Annotated in this window: 26 protein-coding genes and 2 pseudogenes; 25 read left to right on the forward strand and 3 right to left on the reverse strand. The window is 46.2% G+C overall.

Going from position 1 to position 24083, the window contains the following annotated elements; all coding sequences use genetic code 11:
• Positions 1-56: 56 nt before the first annotated feature.
• The 6 genes from BAMF_RS28100 (at position 57) to BAMF_RS28125 (ending at position 4188) form a co-directional block, all read left to right on the forward strand.
• Positions 57-530, forward strand: a complete 474-nt coding sequence (locus BAMF_RS28100; RefSeq protein ID WP_013352079.1) for a flavodoxin — start codon at positions 57-59, stop codon at positions 528-530.
• Positions 520-1413, forward strand: coding sequence for a WD40/YVTN/BNR-like repeat-containing protein (locus BAMF_RS28105; protein ID WP_013352080.1), 894 nt, complete (start codon positions 520-522; stop codon positions 1411-1413). Before BAMF_RS28100 ends, BAMF_RS28105 begins: the two co-directional genes overlap by 11 nt.
• Positions 1414-1439: 26 nt before the next feature.
• Positions 1440-1895, forward strand: a complete 456-nt coding sequence (locus BAMF_RS28110) for a flavodoxin (RefSeq protein ID WP_013352081.1) — start codon at positions 1440-1442, stop codon at positions 1893-1895.
• An 81-nt stretch (positions 1896-1976) separates the two neighbouring features.
• A complete protein-coding gene (dapD, locus tag BAMF_RS28115) occupies positions 1977-2687 on the forward strand; it encodes a 2,3,4,5-tetrahydropyridine-2,6-dicarboxylate N-acetyltransferase (protein WP_013352082.1) in 711 nt (236 codons plus the stop codon).
• Positions 2688-2757: 70 nt separating this feature from the next.
• Entirely contained in the window at positions 2758-3882 is a 1125-nt protein-coding gene (locus BAMF_RS28120) for an N-acetyldiaminopimelate deacetylase (RefSeq protein WP_013352083.1), read from the forward strand.
• Between the two features lie 60 nt (positions 3883-3942).
• Positions 3943-4188, forward strand: coding sequence for a YkuS family protein (locus tag BAMF_RS28125; RefSeq protein WP_013352084.1), 246 nt, complete (start codon positions 3943-3945; stop codon positions 4186-4188).
• 33 nt (positions 4189-4221) lie between these two features.
• On the opposite strand, the gene BAMF_RS28130 is transcribed toward BAMF_RS28125, so the two are convergent.
• On the reverse strand, positions 4222-5028 hold the full coding sequence (locus BAMF_RS28130) for a mechanosensitive ion channel family protein (RefSeq protein WP_013352085.1): 807 nt from the start codon (positions 5026-5028) through the stop codon (positions 4222-4224).
• A gap of 233 nt (positions 5029-5261) precedes the next feature.
• On the opposite strand from BAMF_RS28130, the pseudogene BAMF_RS28135 reads away from it, so the two are divergent.
• The 3 genes and pseudogenes from BAMF_RS28135 to rok all read left to right on the forward strand — a co-directional run.
• Positions 5262-5465: pseudogene (locus BAMF_RS28135) on the forward strand (peroxiredoxin); the annotation flags it as partial.
• A gap of 14 nt (positions 5466-5479) precedes the next feature.
• A pseudogene (locus BAMF_RS28140) lies at positions 5480-5937 on the forward strand (redoxin domain-containing protein).
• Positions 5938-6401: 464 nt separating this feature from the next.
• Entirely contained in the window at positions 6402-6998 is a 597-nt protein-coding gene (gene rok, locus BAMF_RS28145) for a transcriptional regulator Rok (protein ID WP_013352088.1), read from the forward strand.
• 20 nt (positions 6999-7018) lie between these two features.
• Here rok and BAMF_RS28150 read toward each other — a convergent pair whose 3' ends face one another.
• A complete protein-coding gene (locus tag BAMF_RS28150) occupies positions 7019-8011 on the reverse strand; it encodes a coiled-coil domain-containing protein (RefSeq protein ID WP_013352089.1) in 993 nt (330 codons plus the stop codon).
• 146 nt (positions 8012-8157) lie between these two features.
• Here BAMF_RS28150 and BAMF_RS28155 point away from each other — a divergent pair, with 146 nt between their 5' ends.
• The 14 genes from BAMF_RS28155 to sipT all read left to right on the forward strand — a co-directional run bounded on the left by BAMF_RS28155 (position 8158) and on the right by sipT (position 20967).
• On the forward strand, positions 8158-8760 hold the full coding sequence (locus BAMF_RS28155; RefSeq protein ID WP_013352090.1) for a molybdenum cofactor guanylyltransferase: 603 nt from the start codon (positions 8158-8160) through the stop codon (positions 8758-8760).
• 52 nt (positions 8761-8812) lie between these two features.
• Positions 8813-9832, forward strand: coding sequence for a molybdopterin-synthase adenylyltransferase MoeB (locus BAMF_RS28160; RefSeq protein WP_013352091.1), 1020 nt, complete (start codon positions 8813-8815; stop codon positions 9830-9832).
• Between the two features lie 17 nt (positions 9833-9849).
• The gene (locus BAMF_RS28165) at positions 9850-11142 is read left to right on the forward strand and encodes a molybdopterin molybdotransferase MoeA (protein ID WP_013352092.1); all 1293 of its coding nucleotides are present in this window, start codon (positions 9850-9852) and stop codon (positions 11140-11142) included.
• Positions 11103-11624: a molybdopterin-guanine dinucleotide biosynthesis protein B gene (gene mobB, locus BAMF_RS28170; protein ID WP_014471749.1), complete on the forward strand. Its 522-nt coding sequence runs from the start codon at positions 11103-11105 to the stop codon at positions 11622-11624. Before BAMF_RS28165 ends, mobB begins: the two co-directional genes overlap by 40 nt.
• Positions 11625-12095, forward strand: a complete 471-nt coding sequence (locus BAMF_RS28175; RefSeq protein ID WP_013352094.1) for a molybdenum cofactor biosynthesis protein MoaE — start codon at positions 11625-11627, stop codon at positions 12093-12095.
• The gene (gene moaD, locus BAMF_RS28180) at positions 12092-12325 is read left to right on the forward strand and encodes a molybdopterin converting factor subunit 1 (protein WP_013352095.1); all 234 of its coding nucleotides are present in this window, start codon (positions 12092-12094) and stop codon (positions 12323-12325) included. The genes BAMF_RS28175 and moaD overlap by 4 nt, the downstream gene beginning before the upstream one ends.
• Positions 12326-12670: 345 nt before the next feature.
• Positions 12671-13369: a YknW family membrane protein gene (yknW, locus tag BAMF_RS28185; RefSeq protein WP_013352096.1), complete on the forward strand. Its 699-nt coding sequence runs from the start codon at positions 12671-12673 to the stop codon at positions 13367-13369.
• Position 13370: 1 nt separating this feature from the next.
• The gene (locus BAMF_RS28190) at positions 13371-14507 is read left to right on the forward strand and encodes an efflux RND transporter periplasmic adaptor subunit (RefSeq protein WP_013352097.1); all 1137 of its coding nucleotides are present in this window, start codon (positions 13371-13373) and stop codon (positions 14505-14507) included.
• A complete protein-coding gene (locus BAMF_RS28195; RefSeq protein ID WP_013352098.1) occupies positions 14508-15200 on the forward strand; it encodes an ABC transporter ATP-binding protein in 693 nt (230 codons plus the stop codon). It begins immediately after the preceding gene.
• Positions 15197-16390 carry an ABC transporter permease gene (locus BAMF_RS28200; RefSeq protein WP_013352099.1) on the forward strand — a complete coding sequence of 398 codons (1194 nt, stop codon included), beginning with the start codon at positions 15197-15199 and terminating at the stop codon, positions 16388-16390. The genes BAMF_RS28195 and BAMF_RS28200 overlap by 4 nt, the downstream gene beginning before the upstream one ends.
• Positions 16391-16672: 282 nt before the next feature.
• Positions 16673-17428: a DeoR/GlpR family DNA-binding transcription regulator gene (locus tag BAMF_RS28205; protein WP_013352100.1), complete on the forward strand. Its 756-nt coding sequence runs from the start codon at positions 16673-16675 to the stop codon at positions 17426-17428.
• Positions 17425-18336 (forward strand): 1-phosphofructokinase, encoded by a 912-nt coding sequence (gene pfkB / locus BAMF_RS28210; protein ID WP_013352101.1) that lies wholly within the window; start codon positions 17425-17427, stop codon positions 18334-18336. Before BAMF_RS28205 ends, pfkB begins: the two co-directional genes overlap by 4 nt.
• Positions 18337-18350: 14 nt before the next feature.
• A complete protein-coding gene (locus tag BAMF_RS28215; protein WP_013352102.1) occupies positions 18351-20255 on the forward strand; it encodes a PTS fructose transporter subunit IIABC in 1905 nt (634 codons plus the stop codon).
• Between the two features lie 130 nt (positions 20256-20385).
• Positions 20386-20967: a signal peptidase I sipT gene (gene sipT, locus BAMF_RS28220; protein ID WP_003154568.1), complete on the forward strand. Its 582-nt coding sequence runs from the start codon at positions 20386-20388 to the stop codon at positions 20965-20967.
• A gap of 37 nt (positions 20968-21004) precedes the next feature.
• Here the strand turns inward: sipT and BAMF_RS28225 are convergent, their stop codons facing one another.
• The gene (locus BAMF_RS28225; RefSeq protein WP_013352103.1) at positions 21005-21274 is read right to left on the reverse strand and encodes a hypothetical protein; all 270 of its coding nucleotides are present in this window, start codon (positions 21272-21274) and stop codon (positions 21005-21007) included.
• Positions 21275-21439: 165 nt separating this feature from the next.
• Between BAMF_RS28225 and BAMF_RS28230 the strand changes: the two genes are divergently transcribed.
• Together BAMF_RS28230 and BAMF_RS28235 are read left to right on the forward strand one after the other, a co-directional pair.
• On the forward strand, positions 21440-23059 hold the full coding sequence (locus tag BAMF_RS28230) for an ABC-F family ATP-binding cassette domain-containing protein (protein WP_013352104.1): 1620 nt from the start codon (positions 21440-21442) through the stop codon (positions 23057-23059).
• A gap of 112 nt (positions 23060-23171) precedes the next feature.
• Positions 23172-24080, forward strand: coding sequence for a ketopantoate reductase family protein (locus tag BAMF_RS28235; protein ID WP_013352105.1), 909 nt, complete (start codon positions 23172-23174; stop codon positions 24078-24080).
• Positions 24081-24083 lie beyond the last annotated feature (3 nt).

The following is a 24083-nucleotide window of genomic DNA, read 5'->3' on the forward strand; positions in this document are numbered from 1 at the left end:
TCATTTAAAGTATTGTATAAGTTAATGAAAATCATTATCAATTACGGGGTGATCATGTGCAGAAAGCATTAATTATATACGCAAGCATGTCGGGGAATACAGAGGATATTGCCGGCATTATAAAAGAAACACTGAGTGAGCATCAGATTGCAATTGACTGTCTTGACATGGATGAGGCAGATGCGGATTCTCTCGAAGCATATGATTATGTTTTTGTCGGAACGTACACATGGGGGGACGGTGATCTTCCTTACGAAGCGGAAGATTTTTATGAAGATATTCTGCATCGCCAGCTCAACGGACTGAAAACGGCTTGTTTCGGTTCAGGCGACCACGCCTATCCGAAGTTTTGCGAAGCGGTCACGCTGTTTTGCGAAGCGTTTGAAAAGGCCGGCGCCAATTTATATCCGGAAACGCTGAAAATTGAGCTGGCGCCTGAGACGGCTGAAGATCAGGAATGCTGCAAAGAATTTGTCCGCGGTTTTCTTGCATGGGCCGCACACCACGGAGACCGGTGCCATGTTTCATAAAGGCGCGACGGCTGTCATGGCATCAGTGTCTTCGGGATATTTTGTCGCTGTAAAAGGCGAAGGCATTTTTCATTTTTCTGGGGAAGAAGGCTGGAAACGGCTGTACCGGATGAAAAGCAAGATTCATGTGCTGACTTACATCGGGCCTTACATATTCGGAGCTGGAGAAAAAGGCGCCGTCCTCAGATCGGCCGATCAGGGAAAGACCTGGACGGCATCCCGCTTTCCGACCAGCGCCTCCGTATGGGCTGTTGCCGGTCGGAATGACGGGTTTGTCTGTGCTCACGGCACGCACTGCCTCTATTTATCTGATGATTTCGGTGTCACTTGGCATGTGGCCAAGCCCTTTTCACAATTGAAGGAGCCGCCAGTAATCCGTTCGCTTTGTTTGCACGGTAAGACGATTTATATCGGCACCCGGATTCATATGAATCATGGCGGCATTTGGGCGTATGATCTGACGAAAGACCGCGTCCGGCGTATAAGCTGTGAAAGGCAGCGCATGACGGCCTCAATGCTCATGTATCAGAAGGATTGGCTCATTGCGGCAAAAGGTGCGGCGAAGGGAGAGCGGGGCGAGGTTTCTGTCCGAAACGTGCGGACGGAAGAGGAGTTTGCCATTTCAGCCGGACCTGCCATACGGGAAAAATCATTTCTCGACGTTTCCGAGGATAACGGTATTATTTATGTCACTTCGTCACAGGACGAACACGGGTTTTCGCGCATTTATCAAGCTGATTTCGCCGCCGGTGAATTAAAATGGTTTGATACGATCCGCGGTCACGGATGGCGGGTGGCCAACCGGAAAGAAAGCTTTTTTTGCGCGGGCCTTTACGAATGTAAATTTGTCAGACCGTATGAGGCGGCCCGGCTCGCACATTAGTTTTAATACATAAAGGAGAGACGAAGATGGGGAATGTATTGCTTGTTTATGCTACAATGTCAGAAAACACCGAAGCGATGGCGAATTTGATTGAAAAAGGGCTGATTGAAGCAGAAGCAACAGTAGACAGATATGAAGCGATGGATATCGATGCCGAGCTTTTTAATGATTACGAACACATCTTATTAGGGACATATACTTGGGGAGACGGGGATCTTCCTGATGAATTGCTGGATATTGCTGAAGATATGGAAAACCTGGATTTTGCGGGGAAAACATTTGCTTTGTTCGGTTCCGGTGATATGTCCTACGAGTTTTTTTGCGGAGCGGTGGACGAATTGGAAAAAGTGATCACGGCCCGCGGAGGACGGGTGGCGCTGCCATCAGTCAAAATTGAAAACAATCCTGAAGGCAGCGAGGAAGAGGAGCTCCGGGACTTCGGAAGACAGTTCGCCGCGCTGTGCAGCCAGCCGGCGGAATAAAGGCTTGTTCCTTTTTTTCTTGTCTTTGTATCCTTCCTTTGTTACAGTAATGAGGTAGAAAATCAGAGGAGGACAATACATATGAAAATGATGGATGCAAATGAAATTATTTCATTTATTCAAAATAGTACAAAATCAACACCTGTAAAAGTGTATGTAAAAGGCGACCTTGAGGGAATCAGCTTTGGAGATTCCTCTAAAACATTCCTAAACGGCCAATCCGGCGTCGTTTTTGGCGAGTGGGCTGACATTAAAGCCGCAATTGAAGAAAACAAAGACAAAATTGAGGATTACGTCATTGAAAATGACCGCCGCAACTCTGCAATTCCGATGCTTGACATGAAAGATGTAAAAGCGCGCATCGAGCCTGGCGCTATTATCCGCGACCAAGTCGAAATCGGCGACAATGCCGTTATCATGATGGGTGCGTCTATTAATATCGGTTCAGTCATCGGCGAAGGCACAATGATTGATATGAACGTTGTGCTCGGAGGACGCGCGACTGTCGGCAAAAACTGCCACATCGGAGCGGGTTCTGTATTAGCGGGTGTCATCGAGCCGCCAAGCGCTAAGCCTGTTGTCGTGGAAGACGACGTTGTAATCGGCGCAAATGCGGTTGTTCTTGAAGGCGTAACAATCGGTAAAGGCGCGGTTGTCGCTGCGGGAGCCATCGTTGTAAACGACGTTGAGCCATATACCGTTGTAGCGGGAACACCAGCGAAAAAAATCAAAGATATCGATGAAAAAACAAAAGGCAAAACAGAAATCAAACAGGAATTACGCCAGCTGTAAGGAATGGTTTGATAGAATGGGCGTGGATGATAAAATCCACGCCTTATTCTTATCTTAAGGAGGAATACATATGGAAAAAGAGCGGCTCATTTCTATCCGGAGAGATCTGCACCGCATCCCGGAGATCGGCTTTCAGGAATATAAAACACAGCAGTACCTGCTGAATATATTGAACCAATACCCGGAAGAAAGAATTGAAATCGAAACTTGGAGAACCGGCATCTTTGTTAAAGTCAACGGCACGGCTCCGGAAAAAATGCTTGCCTACAGAGCGGATATAGACGCTTTGTCGATTGAAGAACAGACTGGACTTCCGTTTTCATCGGAACACCCCGGTTTTATGCACGCATGCGGCCACGACATGCATATGACCATCGCACTCGGCATTATTGATCATTTTGTCCATCATCCGGTCAAGCATGATCTGCTCTTTTTATTTCAGCCGGCTGAAGAAGGACCCGGCGGAGCGGAACCGATGCTTGAAAGCGATGTGCTGAAAAAATGGACGCCGGATTTGATCACTGCCCTCCATATAGCACCTGAGCTGCCGGTGGGCACAATCTCCACCAAAAGCGGATTGCTATTTGCCAATACAAGTGAGCTTGTCATCGACCTTGAAGGGAAAGGCGGACATGCGGCATATCCGCATACAGCAGACGACATGGTCGTCGCCGCAAGCACGCTTGTCACGCAGCTGCAAACGGTCATATCCAGAAATACGGATCCGCTTGACAGCGCGGTGATTACTATCGGAACGATTACCGGGGGCACGGCGCAAAATATCATCGCAGAGCATGCTCATCTGGAAGGAACGATCCGGACGCTTTCTGAGGAATCAATGCGCATGGTGAAAAAGCGGATTGAAGAACTCGTCAAAGGGATTGAAATCGGCTTCCGCTGCAAAGGGAAGGTCACGTATCCGTCCGTTTATCATCAAGTCTATAATACAAGCGGCCTGACCGAAGAATTTATGCAATTTGTCAAAGATCATAATCTTGCAGAAGTGAAAATGGCGAAAGAAGCGATGACCGGAGAAGATTTCGGGTATATGCTGAAAAAATATCCCGGCTTTATGTTCTGGCTCGGAGCGGATTCTTCCCACGGGCTTCACCATGCAAAGCTGAACCCGGATGAAGGCGCGATGGAAACCGCAGTCAATGTCATGGTCGGATATTTTTCGGAGTATGCCAATTAAATCCGAAAAGAAGAATAATCTAACAAAAATTGAGCACTCTACATAACGGAGGTGTTCAATATGACGAAAAAAATTGGAATTGAACAATCTTTATCGGATGTAGAACAGGCGTTAAAACAAAAAGGATATGACGTAGTGATGATGAAGACTCCTGAGGATGCGAAGGATTGTGACTGCTGTGTCGTAACCGGACTTGACAGCAATGTCCAAGGCATCGCCGATACGTCAACTCAGGCTCCCGTCATTACGGCTTCCGGAATGACCGCTGACGAAATCTGCAGCGAAGTAGAAAAAAAATTTCATTAAAAAGAAAAAACCGAAGCTTATGCTTCGGTTTTTTTATTCGCCGGAAGCGGCGTTTTTAAAACGGTCGAGCGCGATTTTCATTTCTCTCCGCAGCACGCGTTCAACCCGCCATTGCTCCATATTTTCTGTTTTCGCAATGATTCTGATGACCATTTCTGATGTGCTTAAATCCTGAACCCCGATGACGTCCGGCCCTTCCTTAATCTGCGGGAGCTCAGCGGCTGCTTTGTCACACGCGGTTTGCAGAACCTGAATGGTTTCATCGAGATTCTTTTCAAGCGGCACCTTAATATCGACAAGCGCCTGCATCGTTCCGCGGGAATGATTGCTCACATTCGTGATGCCCCGGTTGGGAAGATAATGAAGCGTGCCGTCAAAGCTCCTGATTTGCGTCGTACGGAGACCGACCTGCTCGACAATGCCGCTGTAGCCTGCAACTGTAATATAATCACCGACATCGATCTGTTTTTCCAAAAGGATAAAAAATCCGGTAACGATATCACTGACAAGCCCCTGAGCGCCGAATCCGACTGCAAGGCCCACCACGCCGGCACCGGCAATGAGAGCGCTCGGATTGTAGTGAAATAAATCCAATATCATCACGATAAAAACGAAAATCAGTATGTATCCGTACACATTAAGCGCGAGGCTTCGCAAAGTATAAGCGCGGCCCGTAGAGAGGTTGTTCTGTTTTTCGAATTTCTGAAACAGATGCTTGATCAGCTTTTTGCCTGCCGTCCGAAAAATAAAATACGCTAAAATGATGAGAGCCAGCTTTACGGTGAAAATCCCGGCAGAGGTGATAAGGCCGGCCCAATCAAAGTGTTTTAAATCAATCATAGTGGTGTCTCCCTTTCAAGTCTATTGCAGAAAAGTCAAAAGTGGTTTACCCGTTTTTCCAATAAGATAAACCTTTTACTAGAAACCAGTTATTTACATTCAGGGTTTGGCATATTGACCGGTTTCTATATCATTATTTTTGTGAAGATAGTAATTGAACGGGAATCTTCAATCTTATTTTAACATGGGGATTCAGCTGAATCATACACTTTTGAGGGAGAATGGCATATGAGGAATTCGGCGTGTTAATTGAAGAAGAAGGTGCAGTGTTTCCCGGGGGCGAATGTCCCACAACAGCATCGGGCAGTGACGTTGATAAAACATTGAGTGTTCTAAACGGCGAACTTTCTCCTGCGAACCGGAAGCCCGGACAAAAAACGTTTTCATCCGTTCGGAAACAGACAAAATCACAGACCTTTTTAAATTCTGATCGATAACGGAGGGACATAAGATGAAATTACATCAGCAAATGCCTGAATTGACAGGCGCTAAAGCCTGGTTTAACGGAGAAGTCACGAAGGAACAGCTGGTCGGTGAGAAGCCGGCATTGATTCATTTCTGGTCCGCCAGCTGCCAGATGTGTAAAGAAGCGAGCCGAAGGTGAATGAGTTTCGTGATAAATATAAAGATCATTTGAATGTGGCGGCCGTTCACATACCCCGTTCCGAAGATGATCTTGACCTTAAAAAAATCAAGAAAACAGCGGCTGAACACGGCATCTCTCAGCCGATTTACATCGACAGCAATCATTCGCTGACTGAAGCGTTTGAAAATGAGTATGTGCCGGCTTATTACGTTTTTGATAAAACCGGACAGCTCCGCCATTTTCAAGCGGGAGGAAGCGGGATGGCAATGCTTGAAAAACGCATCAGCCGCATTCTTTCAGAAACAGAGCAGGCTTCCGAGTGACCGGGACAATCTCCGCCGGTCTTTTGTATTGGTTCTGAAAGTCCTTTGCAGTTGGGCAGCAGGGTTTTTTATGCTTATTGGATAAAAAATTCCAAAATGTCATAAATGATTTGTTGAGCTTCGGTAAAAACGAAAGAGAAACAGGAGAAAACACGCTGTACCGCATGTTTTCTCCATATCATTATCTTTTACATATTATAGTCGAAAATTGTAGATATTACGCTAATTTTCATTAAACAAGTAATTTTAAGTTATATTTTGAAATGGTTCAATAAATTGGAACATTGCCCAGAATCCCCTATATGATAGGGGATTTTTGCATATAAAGTACCATTTTCAGAAAATAAGCAATTTTTCATAGAGTAAATAAAATAGTAAAATGATAAAATAATAGTTGATAAAATTACTTTTGTAATCTAATATCTTAATAAAAGCGTTTAAATTTTTGACAGGGGGTTTTACACATGTTTAATGAAAGAGAAGCGCTGCGCTTACGTTTAGAACAATTGAACGAAGCAGAGGTAAAAGTCATTCGTGAATATCAAATAGAACGTGATAAAATATATGCAAAACTGAGAGAATTAGACAATACGGGCAGCCTGTCCGATACAAAAAAAGAGTTTCGTCCGGAGAAAAAAAGTGACTCTCTCCCAGTGCTTGCAGAGCTTGCAGCACAGGAAATGAGAAGCTACCAAAAGCCGCAGACACAGCCTCAATCCACCCAGCCGCAAATGCAGTCTATTACGACTCTTCCAGCCGGCATTCCAGACGGTTCTACTAGAAGAAGAAGAGGGACGGCAAGACCGGGTTCAAAGGCGGCAAAACTGCGCGAAGCAGCCATTAAAACATTGAAACGCCACAATGCAGCAATCAAAAGTTCAGAACTGCAAAAGGAAATTGAAAAGGAAAGCGGCCTTGAAATTCCTAATATGACAACCTTTATGCAAAGCTTAATTAAAATGTATCCTGAAGTGAAAAAACCATACCGCGGCCAATATATTCTTGAGGGAGAAATTTCTCAGGAAACAGCAGAAACGGGAAATGATACGGCTGCTGAATAAAACAGTAAAAACTGCTTGTGTTACTCAAGCAGTTTTTTTGCGCTTTCCCGCTTGTTCTGCGGAAGTGACGTATCTTTTACCGCCTTTTTTTCAAGCTTGACGACATATTTTTGGAAAGGTTTTTCTTCATCAGCCCGTTCTTTTAACGCGTCCAGTTTTTCATCAAACGACTGATCACGGGACTCTGATTGTGCAAACTGTTTTTGCAGGGAGAGGACTTGTTCGGTGACGGCTTTAAGCAAGTCTTCTGCCTGAACAGTCCCGGCGGAAGCGGAAGGAAGTTCCAGGTCCTGTTCTGCCGGTTCAGCCGTGCGGCTGTCAATATCAGCAAAATGGCCGGCAATCCAAGCATCACTTTCGTCCAGCTGCCTTTTGTATGAGAGAATGGTTTCTTGAAATAACTTTTCTTTCGTTTTTTCTATTTCTACAAGCCGTTCTTTTGTTTCTAGTATTCGATCTCTCATATGATTAATTTCTATTTTAATATGTTTGAGCTGATATTCCTTTTCTGTAATTTGTGTGTGCAGCCGGGTATTTTCTTCTGCTGCGGCGTGAAAACGCCGTTTCGTATCTTCGTGAGAAGTCTGTTCGGTTTGTATGGCGGTCTCAAGTGAGCGGATGCGGGTATGTAAGTTTTTATTTTCTTCTTCAAATTTTACATTTGTGAGATGCAGCCGGTGTTTTTCTTCCATCTCATTTTTCCGCCGAAACGTTTCCTGCTGCAGCAGTTCTTGCAGAATGACGATTTTATCGAGCAGTCCGGCCCTGATTTCATGCAAAGAACGTTCTGTGTCATTCGTTTGTTTGTGTTTTTGCGCCATGGCTTCCAATTCGCCAGAAAGCTTGTGAAGCTGTTCTTTAATATTGGCGTTTTCCTGCTGCAGCTTATTGTTTTTTTGATGAAAGTAGCTTGCTTCAAATTCAGAAATTAATTTTCTGCATCTGGAAAGTTCGGATTTCAAATAAAGGTTCTCTTGAGAAGTGTCGTGGAAAAACGGACCTGATATTTTCATAAGAACCATCTCCCTCATGATGTTAACACTACAATATGGGAAAGGGCAGACGGCTATTCCTCTTAATTAAACAGACAAGCACTGTAATTATTGTATTTCGGCTGAGGCGTTTGCTATGCTTTTATACAGAATGGGAGAGAGATGACATGAAACGGGTGAATGTAATATTAGCAGGGGGAGCTTCCCGGAGATTCGGAGAACCGAAAGCTTTTGCAAAATGGAAGGACGGCATGTTTTATGAACAGGCGAAAAAAGCCTTCGGCAGCGGAGAAACCGTAATTATCAGCCGCCCTGAACATATAAAAACGTTTTTATCAAACAAAGAGAGGCATGTTTTTGCCGATGTGCCCCAGTTTCGGGGAATGGGGCCGCTGGCCGGCATTTATACGGCAATGAAACAAACAGAAGGCGAAACATATACGGTCATATCCTGTGACACACCGCTCGTGACAAGAAAGACGATGGCTGCGCTTGAAATGAAGCTGACCGGAAATCTTGACGCTGTTATCCCAATTTGTGAAAACAGAGAGCAGCCTCTCGTGGCGGTTTATCATAAACGGGTGCAAGCGGTGCTTTTGGATCAGCTTACACAAAACAAGCTGAAAATGACAGACACTCTGAAACAGCTGTCTGTCTGTTATGTGCAGGCTGAAGAAATCGGTGCCGCGCCGGAGGAGTTCGCTAATATCAACACACGGGATGATTACACCAGACTTTTGGCACATATCGAGTCTTCAAATCAGGACTGATTGTGAAGAAACATGGTATGATGGAAATAAAAATTGCAAGGGGACAATACAGATGGAAGAGCGCTATTCGCGGCAGACAAGATTTAAGCCGATAGGGGAAAAAGGGCAGAAGTCGCTGGCTGACAGCAGTGTCCTGATTGTCGGGGCCGGAGCCCTCGGAACAGCCGCGGCAGAGGGCCTGGCAAGAGCCGGAGCAGGCCGTATGGCGATTATTGACCGGGATTATGTGGAATGGAGCAATTTACAAAGACAGCAGCTGTATACAGAAGAAGACGCGAGACAGCGACTGCCGAAAGCCGTGGCGGCCAAGGCGCGTCTTTTGGCGGTAAACAGTGACATACATATAGAAGCTTACGCGGCGGAAGGTACCGCGGAAACGCTCGAACCGCTGATCGAAAAAGCGGATTGCATCGTGGATGCGACAGATAATTTTGAAACGAGAATGGTCATCAATGATCTGGCGCTGAAAACGAAAACACCTTGGATTTACGGTGCCTGTGTCAGCAGTCAGGGAATGTGTATGACGATTATTCCGGGGGTTACGCCGTGTTTATCCTGCCTGTTCGAGCAAATGCCCGTGGGCGGAGCGACATGTGATACAGCAGGCATCATATCTCCGGCGGTTCATATCGTCTCTGCTTATCAGCAGGCTGAGGCGCTGAAATTGCTGACGGGAAATCATGCCGCCGTAAATCGGCGCTTTTTCACGTTTGATGTGTGGAATAACACCAATATGAGCATAAATGTGGATCAGACCAAACGGGATCATTGCCCTTCCTGCGGCACGGAGCCCGTATACCCGTATCTGCAGCCTGAAAACAGACCGAAAGCAAGCGTGCTGTGCGGAAGAGACACTGTTCAAATCAGATCGGAAGCGTTAAAGAGGCTGGATAAAGAAGAGCTTGTCAAGCGACTGAAGAAAATCGGTAAAGTGGAAGCAAATGAATTTCTGCTGCATATTGCGTACGAGGACTTCAGAATCGTTATTTTTCAAGACGGACGGGCACTGATCCACGGGACAAATGACATAAAAGAAGCAAATTCAGTTCTGGCCAGAGTGATCGGACTGTAAAAAGGGGAGATATTGCTATGCTTGAAAAAAGAACGCCGATTCAGGTGGACGAAGCAGTCCGCCGGGTGGGCCGGTATAAAAAACAAGGGGATACCGAATGGGTGCCGCTGGAGGACAGTCTCCACCGCTATCTGGCGGAAGATGTTAAAGCGGACCATGACGTACCGGCTTTTGACCGTTCTCCGTATGACGGGTTTGCCATCAGGGCGCGCGATTCAAAGACGGCTTCCCGTGACAATGCCGTCACGTTTGAAGTAATTGACCACATCGGAGCCGGCGCCGTGTCAGAAAAAGAGCTCGGACCGTATGAAGCTGTCCGCATCATGACAGGGGCGCAGATTCCAAAAGGCGCGGATGCCGTGGTGATGCTTGAGCTGACAAAGACGTTTTCTGAAAACGGTACGGATTACATGTCAGTGAAACGCCCTTTTCATGCGGGCGATAATATTTCATATCAAGGAGAAGATGCGAAAAAGGGCAGCTCTCTTTTAAAAAAAGGAACGAAAATCACGCCGGGCGTCACCGCTCTTTTGGCAACCTTCGGCTATGCTTCCGTTCCCGTGGTCAGAAAACCGGTTGTCGGCATTATCGCCACGGGAACCGAGCTTCTTCATGTAAGCGATCCGCTTGAGCCGGGGAAAATCCGCAACAGCAACGCGGCCATGGTGTATGCCCAGATCATTGAAGCGGGTGCGGTACCGCTGAACTTAGGCAAAATTTCCGATGATTTTGATGACAGCTATGCTGCGGTGAAGGAAGCCATGAAAAAGACTGACTTTTTGATCACGACAGGCGGCGTGTCAGTCGGCGATTTTGATTTTCTTCCTGACATTTATGATAAGCTCGGAGCGGAAGTTCTTTTTAACAAAGTGGCAATGCGTCCGGGGAGCGTGACAACTGTCGCCCGGGCCGATGATATGCTGCTGTTCGGCCTTTCCGGCAATCCGTCCGCATGTTACGTCGGTTTCACCCTGTTTGTAAAACCGATGATCCAGACGTGGCTTTTAAATGAAAAACCTCACTCCGGGTGGGCGGAAGCCGTGTTGACAAATGACTTTCCAAAGCCGAATCCGTTTACGAGGTTTGTGAGGGCGTTTGTTTACCATAAGGACGGAAAGATGATGGCGTCACCGGTCGGTCTCGACAAATCAAGCTCTGTCACATCTCTTGCCGAAGCAAACGCGTTTATCCTTCTGCCGGGAGGAACGAGGGGATATGAAGCGGGCATGACGGTCCACGCGCTCCTCATCCGGGATGAGAATGGAAGTGAATGGCCGTGGTCAATTCTTTCCCGATCGTCCAGATCGTAGGTTTTCAAAACAGCGGTAAAACAACGTTTATCGAACGTGTGCTGAAAGCGGCGCCGACAGAGTGCACTATCGGATGTTTAAAGCACCACGGACATGGCGGGGAACCGGACCCTTTTTCAGACGGAAAAGATTCAGAACGTTTATCAAAAGCCGGAGCTGCGGTTACGGCAGTAGAAGGGGACGGCGTGCTGCAGCTTACGGCGCGAAAAAAATGGGATTTGGCGGGTTTGATCGGCCTGTATGAATATCTGGGAGTTGACTGCCTTTTTATAGAGGGGTTTAAACATGCGCCGCATCCGAAAATCATCATGATCAAAAACAGCGAAGAATGGCAAAAACTGAAGCATTTGGAGCGCGTGATCGCGGTTGTCAGCAGAAATACGGAGCATATGCCGACAGACGCAGATATGCCCGTATTCCATGCTGACGATCCGGCTGCCATTATGTTTGTGCTTTCGCAGCTGAAAGGGGAATCTGCTTAAATGGAACGTTTTCAAATTACAAGGGAACCGATTATTGCGGAAAATATCGTAAAAAAAGTTGAAAAGCGTGAAGCCGGGGCCATCACAACGTTTATCGGCACGGTCAGAGAGTGGACTGCCGGACGGCGGACGGTGCGTCTTGAATATGAAGCGTATGAGCCCATGGCTGTTCAAATGCTTTCTCAAATCGGCGATGAAATCTGCGCGAAATGGGAAGGGGCCGAAGCTGCAATCACTCACCGTGTCGGCGTCCTTGATATCGGAGAAGCAGCGGTCGTAATCGCCGTGTCCTCTCCGCACAGAAAGGCGGCATATGAGGCGAATGAATATGCTATTGAACGGATAAAACAGATTGTGCCGATATGGAAAAAAGAAATCTGGGAAGACGGTGAAGAATGGATAGGCGATCAGCTGGAAACGACGCCCTATCCGAACGGAAAACCGGATTTGAATAAAGGGGAATCGCGATGATTAAAGTACTTTTGTTTGCCGGGCTTGCGGAGCAGGCAGGAACACCGGTCATTGAACTTGACGAAAAGGAGGCGGCAGCGTCTGCTGTAAAAGCGCTGTTAAAGGAACGGTACGGCCTTCAATCGATTGACAATGCCATGATAGCGATCAATGAAACATACGTAAAAGACAACAGCACCGTAACAGAAGGCGATACCATTGCCTTTATCCCTCCTGTAAGCGGAGGATGAAAAAAAGCCGGATGGGCATCATTGCCATCCGGTTTTTTTTTGTACAGCCGCAGATAACATTCAGCTGCAGCGCCGAATTCCTAAGAAGGATAAAATGGAATTTAAAGGATTTTACAATTAAGGTCGTTTTCTTTACATATACAGGCTGAAAACGGCGCCCGCACAAGGTTTTGAGCCTCCCTCCATATCCGTCTGATGATGATCCTTTTTTACATAATTATGGAACGTAAAAGTATGAAATTGTGTTACAATTTAGCATAAATACGCAAACGGCAAAAAAATTGAAACTTCTCTAAGCCTGTTGCGTACGTATAAACAGAATAATACATAGGAGGCTTCAGCAATATGGAACCTAATCTGGAAAAAAGCAATACGGAAATAACCGAAAAACCGTCAGTTTTCGGCGTCATCACAAGTCCTGTAGTGCAGTTTAAAAGACTAAGAGAAAAGCCGGTCATCGGCATTCCTCTCCTGATTGTCATCATTCTCATCGCAGCCGGGAGTATTTTGCGCGGGCTGGGGATGAATTATGAAGAAGTGCTGAACAGCTCAACTCTTGAAGGATTGACAGATGATCAGATTGAAATGACCAAAACCCTCACTAAATTCGGTTCGATTTTCGGAGGAATCTTCGGGGGCATTATCGGTCTTTTTATCATTCCGCTCATTTACTGGCTGTGCGTCAAAATTTCGGGCGGCGTGACAACTTACAAAAAAATGCTCTCACTCGGCCTCTTCACGGCGTTTATTACCAATATCGGCTTAGTCATTAACGGTCTTGTCACTTATTTTACCGGAGCGGGCTCCCTGTACGCCGTTACATCTTTGGCGAGTGTCATACCGGCCGGAGACGGCGTTGCGGTCTTTTTAAGCGCGTTCGACGTTTTCAGCATCTGGAGCTATATTCTGCTCGCTTTGGGACTTCGCTATACCGGCGGCATTTCGAAAAAAGCGGCCTGGACTTCCGCGATTGTCCTGTTTGTTATTATGCTTTTGGTATCGGCAGTCGGAGGACTGTTAAGTTCAATGACAGCAGGTGTGTAACATGAAAAAACTTTGGATCGGAATCGGCATCGCCGTAATTGTTGCAGTATTCATCGGTATCAATATTTATAAGTCTGCCGCTCCCGCGGGCGGCAGCGCCGGGGAAAAGGTCGAAACCGGAACCATGGAAAAAAGAAAAATCTCATCTTCGGTCATGGTGCCGGGAACACTTAAATTCTCCAAGGAACAGTATGTTTTTTATGAAGCGGATAAAGGAACCCTTGATAAGGTGAAAGTAAAAGAAGGCGACAAGGTAAAAGAAGGGTCGTCATTAGTCACTTATACAAACGAGCAGCTCAATCTTGATAAAGAACAAAATGAGTTGACAGAACAATCAAAACGGCTGCAAATTGAACAAATTGAAGAAAAACTCAGAGCATTAAACAGTAAAGAAAAAGATCTGGCAAAACAAGTGGGAGAAGCGGAAGCCCAAAAACAAATAGAATCCGAACGGACTGATCTGCAGCTTCAGCAAAAAACGGCGGAAATCGAATTAAAGCAATCTGATCTGCAAAAGCAGTCTCTTGAAAACCAAGTGGCGAATCTCACTGTCAAGAGTGAAATGGACGGAACGGTTATCTCGGTAAATCAAGAAGCAGCTTCTAAAAAATCGGATATTCAAGAACCGGTAATACATATAGGCGACCCGGAACACCTGATCGTTGCCGGCAATTTGTCCGAATACGACACGCTGAAAGTGAAAAAGGGACAAAGCGTTACGATTACCTCTGACGCCATTCCTGATAAAACATGGAAGGGAAGAGTGGCGGCTGTCGGTCTCGTTCCAGAACAAAAGTCAGGCGCCGCTTCGGGCGGAAACACGGAACAAGCCGTGCAGTATCCGTTTCAGGTCAAGCTGATCGGAAACCTTCCGGAGGGCAAACCGGGGTTTAAACTCATTATGAACATTGAAACCGACAAACGGAAAGCCGACACTCTGCCGTCTTCAGCAGTCAAAAAAGACGGAGATGAGCACTGGGTCTTTACGGTAAAAGACGGGAAGGCCAAACGCGTGAAAGTCAAAGTCGGCGACACCGCGAAGCAGCTGACGGAGATAAAAGAGGGACTTTCAAAGGATGATAAAGTCATTCTGAATCCGGCTGACGGTTTGACTGACGGAACGGATGTGAAAGCATAGATGATTCAGCTTTCAAAAGTGAAGAAAAGCTATCAGATCGGCAAGGAGACGTTTGATGTTCTCCGTTCAATCGACCTGACGATTGAAGAGGGAGAATATGTGTCAATTATGGGACCGTCGGGATCAGGAAAATCGACGATCATGAATATCATCGGCTGTCTGGACAGACCGACATCAGGCAGTTACAGGCTTGCGGGCGAAGATGTATCGTCATGCACGGAAAAAGAGCTTGCGGCGGTCCGGAACAAATCAATCGGATTTGTCTTTCAGCAATTTCAGCTGCTGCCGCGGTTGAATGCAAGAAAAAATGTCGAACTGCCCATGATCTACGCCGGAATCGGCAAAAAAGAGCGTGAGGAACGGGCGGAGCATGCGCTGGAAAAAGTCGGTTTAGCGGACCGGATGCTTCACATGCCGAATGAGCTGTCCGGCGGCCAAAAACAGCGTGTCGCGATTGCAAGAGCCATCGTTAACGAACCGAAGCTTATTTTGGCTGATGAGCCGACCGGCGCGCTGGATACGAAAACAAGCATTTCCATCATGGAGCAGTTCACGGAGCTTAATGCAGAGGGTGTAACCGTGGTACTTGTCACTCATGAGCCTGAAGTGGCGGACTGTACAAACAGAGTGATTTTCGTCCGTGACGGCATGATCGTTTCCCGCGATTCTGAGCAGAGGAGAGTGGGGGAATGAGCCTGTTAGAAAATCTCCGGATGGCTCTCGGCTCCGTAAGAGCTCACAAGCTGAGATCGATTCTGACGATGCTCGGCATCATTATCGGCGTCGGTTCAGTAATCGTTGTGGTGGCAGTCGGCCAGGGCGGAGAGCAAATGCTGAAGCAATCCATAAGCGGGCCGGGCAATACGATTGAATTGTTTTATCTGCCGAGTGATGAAGAATTAACAGCCAATCCGAACGCTTTGCAGCAAGCGAGTTTTACAGAAGAAGATATTAATGGATTAAAAGGAGTAGCCGGCGTAAAGCAGGTTGTCGCTTCTGCTGTAAAATCAATGACGGCCCGTTATCACGAAGAAGAAACGGATATTACGCTGAATGGCATTAACAGCGGCTACATGGACGTAAAAAAGCTGGATGTTCAAGATGGACGGACCTTTACGGACAATGATTTTCTTTCCGGGAAAAGAGCGGGAATCATCTCGAAAAAAATGGCTGAAAAGCTGTTCGGGAAAACATCTCCGCTTGGAAAAATCGTCTGGGCCGGCGGGCAGCCTGTAGAAGTAATCGGTGTATTAAAAGAAGAGAGCGGTTTTTTATCGTTAGGACTCAGTGAAATGTATGTCCCGTTCAACATGCTGAAAACGTCTTTCGGTACAAATGACTACAGCAATGTTTCCATACAGGCGGATTCAGCCGACCAAATCAAAACAACAGGAAAAGAAGCGGCCCGTCTCTTAAATGACAATCACGGAACAAAAGAGGCTTATCAAGTCATGAATATGGAAGAAATCGCGGCGGGCATCGGCCAGGTCACGACCGTCATGACGACGATCATCGGTTCGATCGCCGGTATTTCTCTCGTTGTCGGCGGGATCGGGGTCATGAATATTATGCTTGTATCAGTGACGGAACGGACAAGAGAAATCGGCATCCGCAAATCGCTCGGTGCGACGAGGGGACAGATTCTGACGCAATTCTTAATTGAATCCGTTGTGCTTACTTTAATCGGCGGGTTAATCGGAATCGGTCTCGGTTACGGGGGAGCATCACTCGTTTCCCTTATCGCAGGGTGGCCGTCGCTCGTTTCCTGGCAGGTGGTTTGTATCGGCGTGCTGTTCAGTATGCTGATCGGTGTCATTTTCGGCATGCTGCCAGCCAACAAAGCATCACGCTTAGATCCGATTGAAGCGTTACGGTATGAATAACCGGCGCCCCATGCAGAATGCATGGGGGTTTTTCTTGTTTTAATGATTGAATGAATATAATAGACTTTTTTCATTTATGATAAAAAGAAAATGTCATACAATTGTCCCCCTTTTTGTCGAATTTACAGTTTACAAACCCTATGTACATACGTTAATATGAACAAATGTGAAAGATTTTGATAGTTATTGAATGAATTTGAGTGATTTTAGTTGCTTGAAGTAAAAAAAGCGTTTACAATAATCTTATAGCCGAAATGAATACGTTTTCAAAGGAGGCGGAATATGCTCACTCCTGAAAGGTATCAGCTGATTATTGATCAGATTGAAAAGCGTGATGTGGTAAAGATTCAAGAGCTGATAAGCATGACAAACGCTTCTGAATCAACGATCAGAAGAGATTTATCAACACTAGAAGAGCGCGGATTTTTAAAGCGCGTTCATGGCGGGGCATCTAAACTTTCCAACAGCAGGCAAGAACCCGATATGATTGAAAAATCCTCCAAAAACCTTCAAGATAAGCTGAAAATTGCAGAAAAAGCGGCATCTTTATTAGAAGAAGGTGACTGTATTTATCTTGATGCGGGAACAACTACATTGCACATGATTGATTTTATAGATCAAACAAAGGACATTGTGGTTGTCACAAACGGAGTTATGCATATCGACGCTTTAATAAGGAAAGGGATTCCCTTTTATCTTCTCGGAGGGTATGTGAAACATCGAACAGGTGCGATGATCGGCGGCGCCTCATTAACGGCGATTAGCCAGTACCGTTTTGATAAAAGCTTTCTCGGTGTGAACGGCGTGCACATTGAAGCCGGATTTACAACACCCGATCCGGATGAGGCTCTTCTGAAGACAAAGGCTCTGAGCCAGGCGAAAAATGCCTATGTATTAGCCGATCCTTCTAAATTCGGCGAGATTTCTTTCGCAGCGTTCGCCGCCTTGGGCGACGCCGCTATCATTACCACGGAAGCTGAAGAACTTGCATTCGATAATTACCAAGAAAAAACTGTCGTAAAGGTAGTGAAACCATGATTTACACTGTAACCCTCAATCCGTCTGTTGACTATATTGTTCACGTTGAAGATTTTGCCGTAGGCGGTTTAAACCGTTCCAGCTATGACACGAAGTATCCCGGCGGAAAAGGCATCAACGTTTCAAGATTACTGAAAAGACACCATGTGCCGTCAAAAGCAATGGGGTTTGTCGGCGGATTTACCGGAAATTATATAACGTCTTTTTTACAGCAAGAAGGTCTGGAAACGGCTTTTTCTGAAGTGGATGAAGACACTCGTATAAATGTAAAACTGAAAACGGGCGACGAAACGGAAATTAACGGACAGGGCCCGACAATTTCAGACGAAGTGTTCAGTGCCTTTTTAGAACAGTTCTCCGCTCTGAAAGAGGGAGACATCGTCGTTTTAGCGGGAAGCATTCCATCTTCCCTGCCGCAAAACACTTATGAAAAAATTGCAGAGACATGCAGAAAGCAGAATGCCCGCGTTGTGGTGGACATCTCCGGAGAAGCGCTGATGAAAGCGACAGAAATGAAACCGTTTTTGATGAAGCCGAACCATCACGAGCTTGGTGAAATGTTCAATACGGTCATTGATTCAGCTGAAGCTGCCGTTCCTTACGGAAAAAAATTAATTGAACAAGGCGCTGAACACGCGATTGTTTCGATGGCTGGCGACGGTGCGCTTTTATTTACGAAAGACGCGGTTTTCCTTGCTAATGTTCCTAAAGGGAAGCTGGTCAATTCCGTAGGCGCGGGTGATTCCGTTGTCGCAGGATTCCTTGCGGGGATCTCAAAACAGCTGCCTTTGGAAGATGCGTTCCGGTTAGGTGTTGCTTCCGGAAGCGCGACGGCATTTTCTGAAGAGCTCGGAACTGAAGAGTTTGTACAGCAGCTTCTTCCTGAAGTTCAAGTCACACGTCTATAGAGGAGGAAAGAAAAGTGAAGATAACTGAGCTGTTAACAAGAGATACAATTCATCTCAATATAGAAAGCAAAGAGAAAGAAAACGTTATCGATGAAATGGTGACAGTGCTTGATAAAGCCGGCAGATTAAATGACAGAGAGGCTTACAAAGCAGCCATTTTAAATCGTGAAAGCCAAAGCTCGACGGGAATCGGCGAAGGCATTGCCATTCCTCACGCGAAAACGGCGAGCGTCATTAACCCGGCTATCGCATTCGGACGTTCAAAAGAAGGTGTGGATTATGAATCATTAGACGGTCAGCCGGCACACCTGGTCTTTATGATTGCGGCAACCGAAGGAGCGAATAATACGCACCTTGAGGCATTATCAAGACTTTCTACGCTTCTCATGCGTGAAGAAATCCGCAAACAGCTTCTTGAAGCTGAATCGGAAGACGCGATCATTGACATCATCAATCAGCATGACAAAGATGACGATGAGGAAGAAGAAGAGCAGGAAGAACAGGCAGCGCCCTCAGGAAAGGGCAAAATCCTTGCCGTCACGGCATGTCCGACGGGTATCGCCCATACATTCATGGCAGCTGACGCACTGAAGGAAAAAGCGAAAGAGCTCGGCGTCGAAATTAAAGTAGAGACAAACGGCTCAAGCGGTATTAAACATAAGCTGACGGCTCAGGAAATTGAAGACGCGCCTGCGATTATCGTAGCGGCTGATAAACAGGTTGAAATGGAGCGCTTTAAAGGCAAACATGTTCTTCAAGTGCCTGTAACGGCCGGTATCAGACGTCCTCAGGAACTGATTGAAAAAGCCGTTAATCAAGATGCGCCGATTTACGAGGGCAGCGGCGGGGGATCTTCCGCTTCAAATGAAGACGGTCCGAAACAGAAATCAGGCACAAGCATCGGAAGCACTTTCTATAAACACTTAATGAGCGGTGTCAGCAACATGCTGCCATTTGTCGTCGGCGGCGGAATCCTCGTTGCGATTTCATTCTTCTGGGGAATTCATTCAGCTGATCCGAAAGACCCGACATATAACACGTTTGCTGCAGCGCTGAACTTTATCGGCAGCGACAATGCGTTAAAACTGATTGTTGCAGTTCTTGCCGGATTCATTGCAATGAGTATTGCGGACCGTCCGGGATTTGCTCCGGGTATGGTCGGCGGATTTATGGCTACGCAGGCGAATGCCGGATTCTTAGGCGGGCTGATTGCCGGATTCTTAGCCGGTTATGTCGTGATCCTGCTGAAAAAGCTGTTCGTCTTTATCCCTCAGTCTCTTGACGGATTAAAACCTGTATTGATTTACCCGCTACTCGGTATTTTTATCACAGGTGTCCTGATGCAGTTTGTCATTAACACACCTGTAGCAGCGTTTATGAATTTCTTAACAAATTGGCTTGAAAGCCTTGGAACAGGCAACCTTGTTTTAATGGGTATTATTTTAGGCGGTATGATGGCTATCGACATGGGCGGCCCGCTCAATAAAGCGGCGTTCACTTTCGGAATTGCGATGATCGATGCCGGAAACTATGCGCCGCACGCTGCCATCATGGCAGGCGGAATGGTTCCGCCGCTTGGAATCGCACTGGCGACAACATTCTTTAGACACAAATTCTCTAAACGTGACCGTGAAGCCGGTATTACGTGCTACTTCATGGGAGCCGCTTTCGTTACAGAAGGCGCTATCCCGTTTGCAGCGGCTGATCCGCTTCGCGTCATCCCTGCAGCCGTTATCGGTTCTGCGGTAGCGGGCGGACTGACAGAATTTTTCCGGGTAACGCTTCCTGCACCGCACGGAGGAGTATTCGTTGCATTCATTACGAATCATCCGCTGCTCTACTTATTGAGCATCGTGATCGGAGCGATCGTGACGGCGGTTATCTTGGGAATCATCAAAAAGCCGGTTGAAGAGAAATAAGCAAAAAGCGCCCGTAAAGGGCGCTTTTTTCAATGATATACGCATAGAAGCGTTATGTATTTTATAATGAGTTGTGATAAAGTAAAGATGGTACATGAACTGAAACAGTGATCGTCTAGGAGGAACCACGTTGACTGAAGAACAAAAACCTACTTCTGAAAAATCGGTAAAAAGAAAATCCAACACGTATTGGGAATGGGGAAAGGCCATCATTATAGCAGTCGCACTTGCGCTGTTAATCCGCCATTTCCTGTTTGAACCGTACTTAGTGGAAGGATCATCAATGTACCCGACATTACATGACGGTGAACGGCTGTTTGTCAACAAAAGCGTCAATTATATCGGCGAAATCGAGCGGGGGGACATCGTCATTATTAACGGCGATACATCGAAAGTCCATTATGTAAAGCGGCTCATCGGAAAACCGGGAGAAACGGTTGAAATGAAAAATGACACGCTTTATATAAACGGCAAAAAAATCGCAGAACCGTACCTCGCGAGCAATAAAAAAGAAGCGAAAAAACTGGGAGTCAACCTGACGGGAGATTTTGGCCCCGTAAAGGTTCCGAAAGGCAAATACTTCGTCATGGGCGACAATCGGCTGAATTCAATGGACAGCCGGAACGGACTCGGTTTAATTGCCGAAAACCGGATCGTCGGCACCTCGAAGTTTGTGTTCTTCCCGTTTCATGATATGCGTCAGACAAAATAAAAACGCCGCGCTGCCCGATTCGGACGGCCGGCGTTTTTTATTTGGCAAACGAGGCGGCGATGGCGATGAACAATACCGTTGCCAGCACTGATCCGACAATAGCCAGAACGCTGATAAAAAGATTCGCCTGCTGCTTCTCTTTGCCGCGTTTTTCAAGCATCCGTTTTGAAAAAAGATGCGAGAACGTATAAATGAGGGCGATTCCGACGTACAAGCCAATGTCACGTGCCGTAAAGCCTGTGACGGCCAGAAAAACCCCGGTAAAGAAAATCATAAGACAGTATTCTGTGAGTGTTAAAAGCTTCAACTTGTTCCTCCGTGATGAATATGTATATATATCTATCTATTGTATCACAGCACTCCGGGTTGGCGCTTGCGTCTTTTCAAAACCTTATATTCGCAGGGAAACATTTCTCTTCCCCTTTATTCATGGTATACTTTTAATGATGTTAGACACGATGGAGGATTATAAATGATTGCTGTAAATAATGTGAGCTTGCGTTTTGCGGATCGCAAGTTATTTGAAGATGTCAATATTAAATTTACGCCGGGCAATTGCTACGGATTAATAGGCGCAAACGGTGCCGGAAAATCAACATTTTTGAAAATTTTATCCGGTGAGCTGGAGCCGCAGACAGGCGATGTCCATATGAGCCCTGGCGAACGCCTTGCCATCCTGAAGCAGAACCACTTTGAATATGAAGACTTTGAAGTGCTGAAAGTCGTCATTATGGGGCATAAACGTTTATACGAAGTCATGCAGGAAAAAGACGCGATTTATATGAAGCCTGATTTTTCAGATGAAGACGGCATCCGCGCCGCTGAGCTTGAAGGCGAGTTTGCGGAATTAAACGGTTGGGAAGCTGAAAGTGAAGCCGCTATTTTGTTAAAGGGTCTGGGCATCTCTGAAGACCTTCATACGAAGAAAATGGCAGACTTAGGCGGCTCAGACAAGGTGAAAGTGCTTTTGGCACAGGCGCTGTTCGGCAAACCGGATGTTCTTTTGCTTGATGAACCGACGAACCACTTGGATCTGAAAGCGATCCAGTGGCTGGAAGAGTTTCTGATCAACTTTGAAAATACAGTCATCGTCGTATCCCATGACCGTCACTTTTTAAATAAAGTGTGCACGCACATCGCCGATCTTGATTTTAATAAAATTCAAGTGTATGTCGGCAACTATGATTTCTGGTATGAATCCAGCCAGCTTGCTTTAAAGCTTTCTCAAGAAGCCAATAAGAAAAAAGAAGAGCAGATTAAACAGCTTCAGGAGTTCGTGGCCAGATTCAGCGCCAACGCCTCTAAATCAAAGCAGGCGACATCAAGAAAGAAACTCCTGGATAAAATCACGCTTGATGATATCAAACCGTCATCACGCCGTTATCCTTACGTCAATTTCACGCCGGAACGTGAGATCGGAAATGACGTGCTGCGGGTTGAAGGCCTAACCAAAACGATTGACGGCGTTAAGGTGCTTGATAACGTCAGCTTTATTATGAACAGAGAAGACAAAATCGCGTTTACAGGCCGCAACGAGCTTGCCGTTACAACGTTGTTCAAAATCATTTCCGGGGAAATGGAAGCAGACAGCGGCACATTTAAATGGGGCGTGACCACTTCTCAGGCGTACTTCCCGAAAGACAACAGCGAATACTTCGACGGCAGCGATGCGAACCTTGTTGACTGGCTCCGTCAATACTCGCCGCATGATCAAAGCGAAAGCTTTCTGCGCGGGTTCTTAGGACGCATGCTGTTCTCAGGGGAAGAAGTCAACAAAAAGTCAAACGTTCTTTCCGGAGGAGAAAAAGTGCGCTGCATGCTTTCAAAAGCGATGCTTTCCGGCGCAAACATTTTAATTCTGGATGAACCGACAAACCACTTAGACCTGGAATCCATCACGGCGCTTAACAACGGCTTAATCAGCTTCAAAGGCGCTATGCTGTTTTCTTCTCATGACCATCAGTTTGTACAAACAATTGCCAACCGCATCATTGAATTAACGCCTAAAGGCATTGTTGACAAACAAATGACTTATGACGAATTTCTTGAAAACACGGATGTACAGAAAAAGATTGAAGAGCTATACGCGTAATAAAAAAGCAGGGGAGACTCTGCTTTTTATTTGTGAAAAAAAGTTTTCAATCTTCTGACTTCCCGTTACAATAAAGGAACATATGAATTGAAAAGAGACGGAGGAATGCATCATGAAGTTTTTAGTTGTCGGAGCTGGGGGAGTGGGCGGATATATCGGCGCGCGTCTTGCAGAAAAGGGAAATGACGTTACGTTTCTCGTCCGTCAGAAACGGGCGGAACAATTAAAAGAGACGGGGCTGACCGTCAAAAGTGCAAAAGGTGATGTTGCAATTAAGCCGAAATTAATCATGGCAGACGAAAAAGGTGAGTTTGACGCCGTTATCATCGCTTCAAAAGCGTATTCGTTGAATGATGTCATTCGGGATGTCAAACCGTTTGTTAAAGATTCGTCGGTCATTATTCCTTTTTTAAACGGGTACAGGCATTATAACCAGCTGTTTGAAGCTTTTTCAAAACATCAGGTGCTGGGCGGCCTCTGTTTTATTGAGAGTGCTCTTAACGAAAAAGGGGAAATTCTACATACGAGTGCTGCCCACCGTTTTGTTTTCGGTGAATGGAACGGAGAACGCACCGACCGTATGAATGAGCTGGAAAACGCGTTTGCAGGTGTGAAAGCGGATGTCATCATCAGCCGGGATATTGAAAAGGACATTTGGAAAAAGTATATGTTTATTGCCGCGCAGGCGGGAGTGACTACACTGTTTCAACAGCCGGTCGGACCGATTTTAGATACAGAAGGCGGCCGTAATACGGCAAAGCGTCTTTTTGCTGAAATCGGAGCCATTTTCAGCGCTGCCGGCATTCCGAAAGACCCTGATCTGGAAGAAGAGAGCTATCGTACATTGACAAGTATGTCTTACCATATGAAATCGTCGATGCTGAGAGATATGGAAAAGGGCCGGGTGACGGAAGGTGATCATCTGCACGGTTTTCTGCTTGAAAAAGCGAAAGGCTTGTCTGTTGATACACTTGTTTTGGAAACCGTCTTCGCCAACTTGCAAATGTATGAAGCAAAATAAAAA

This window comes from Bacillus amyloliquefaciens DSM 7 = ATCC 23350, from assembly GCF_000196735.1.
GTDB lineage: Bacteria > Bacillota > Bacilli > Bacillales > Bacillaceae > Bacillus > Bacillus amyloliquefaciens.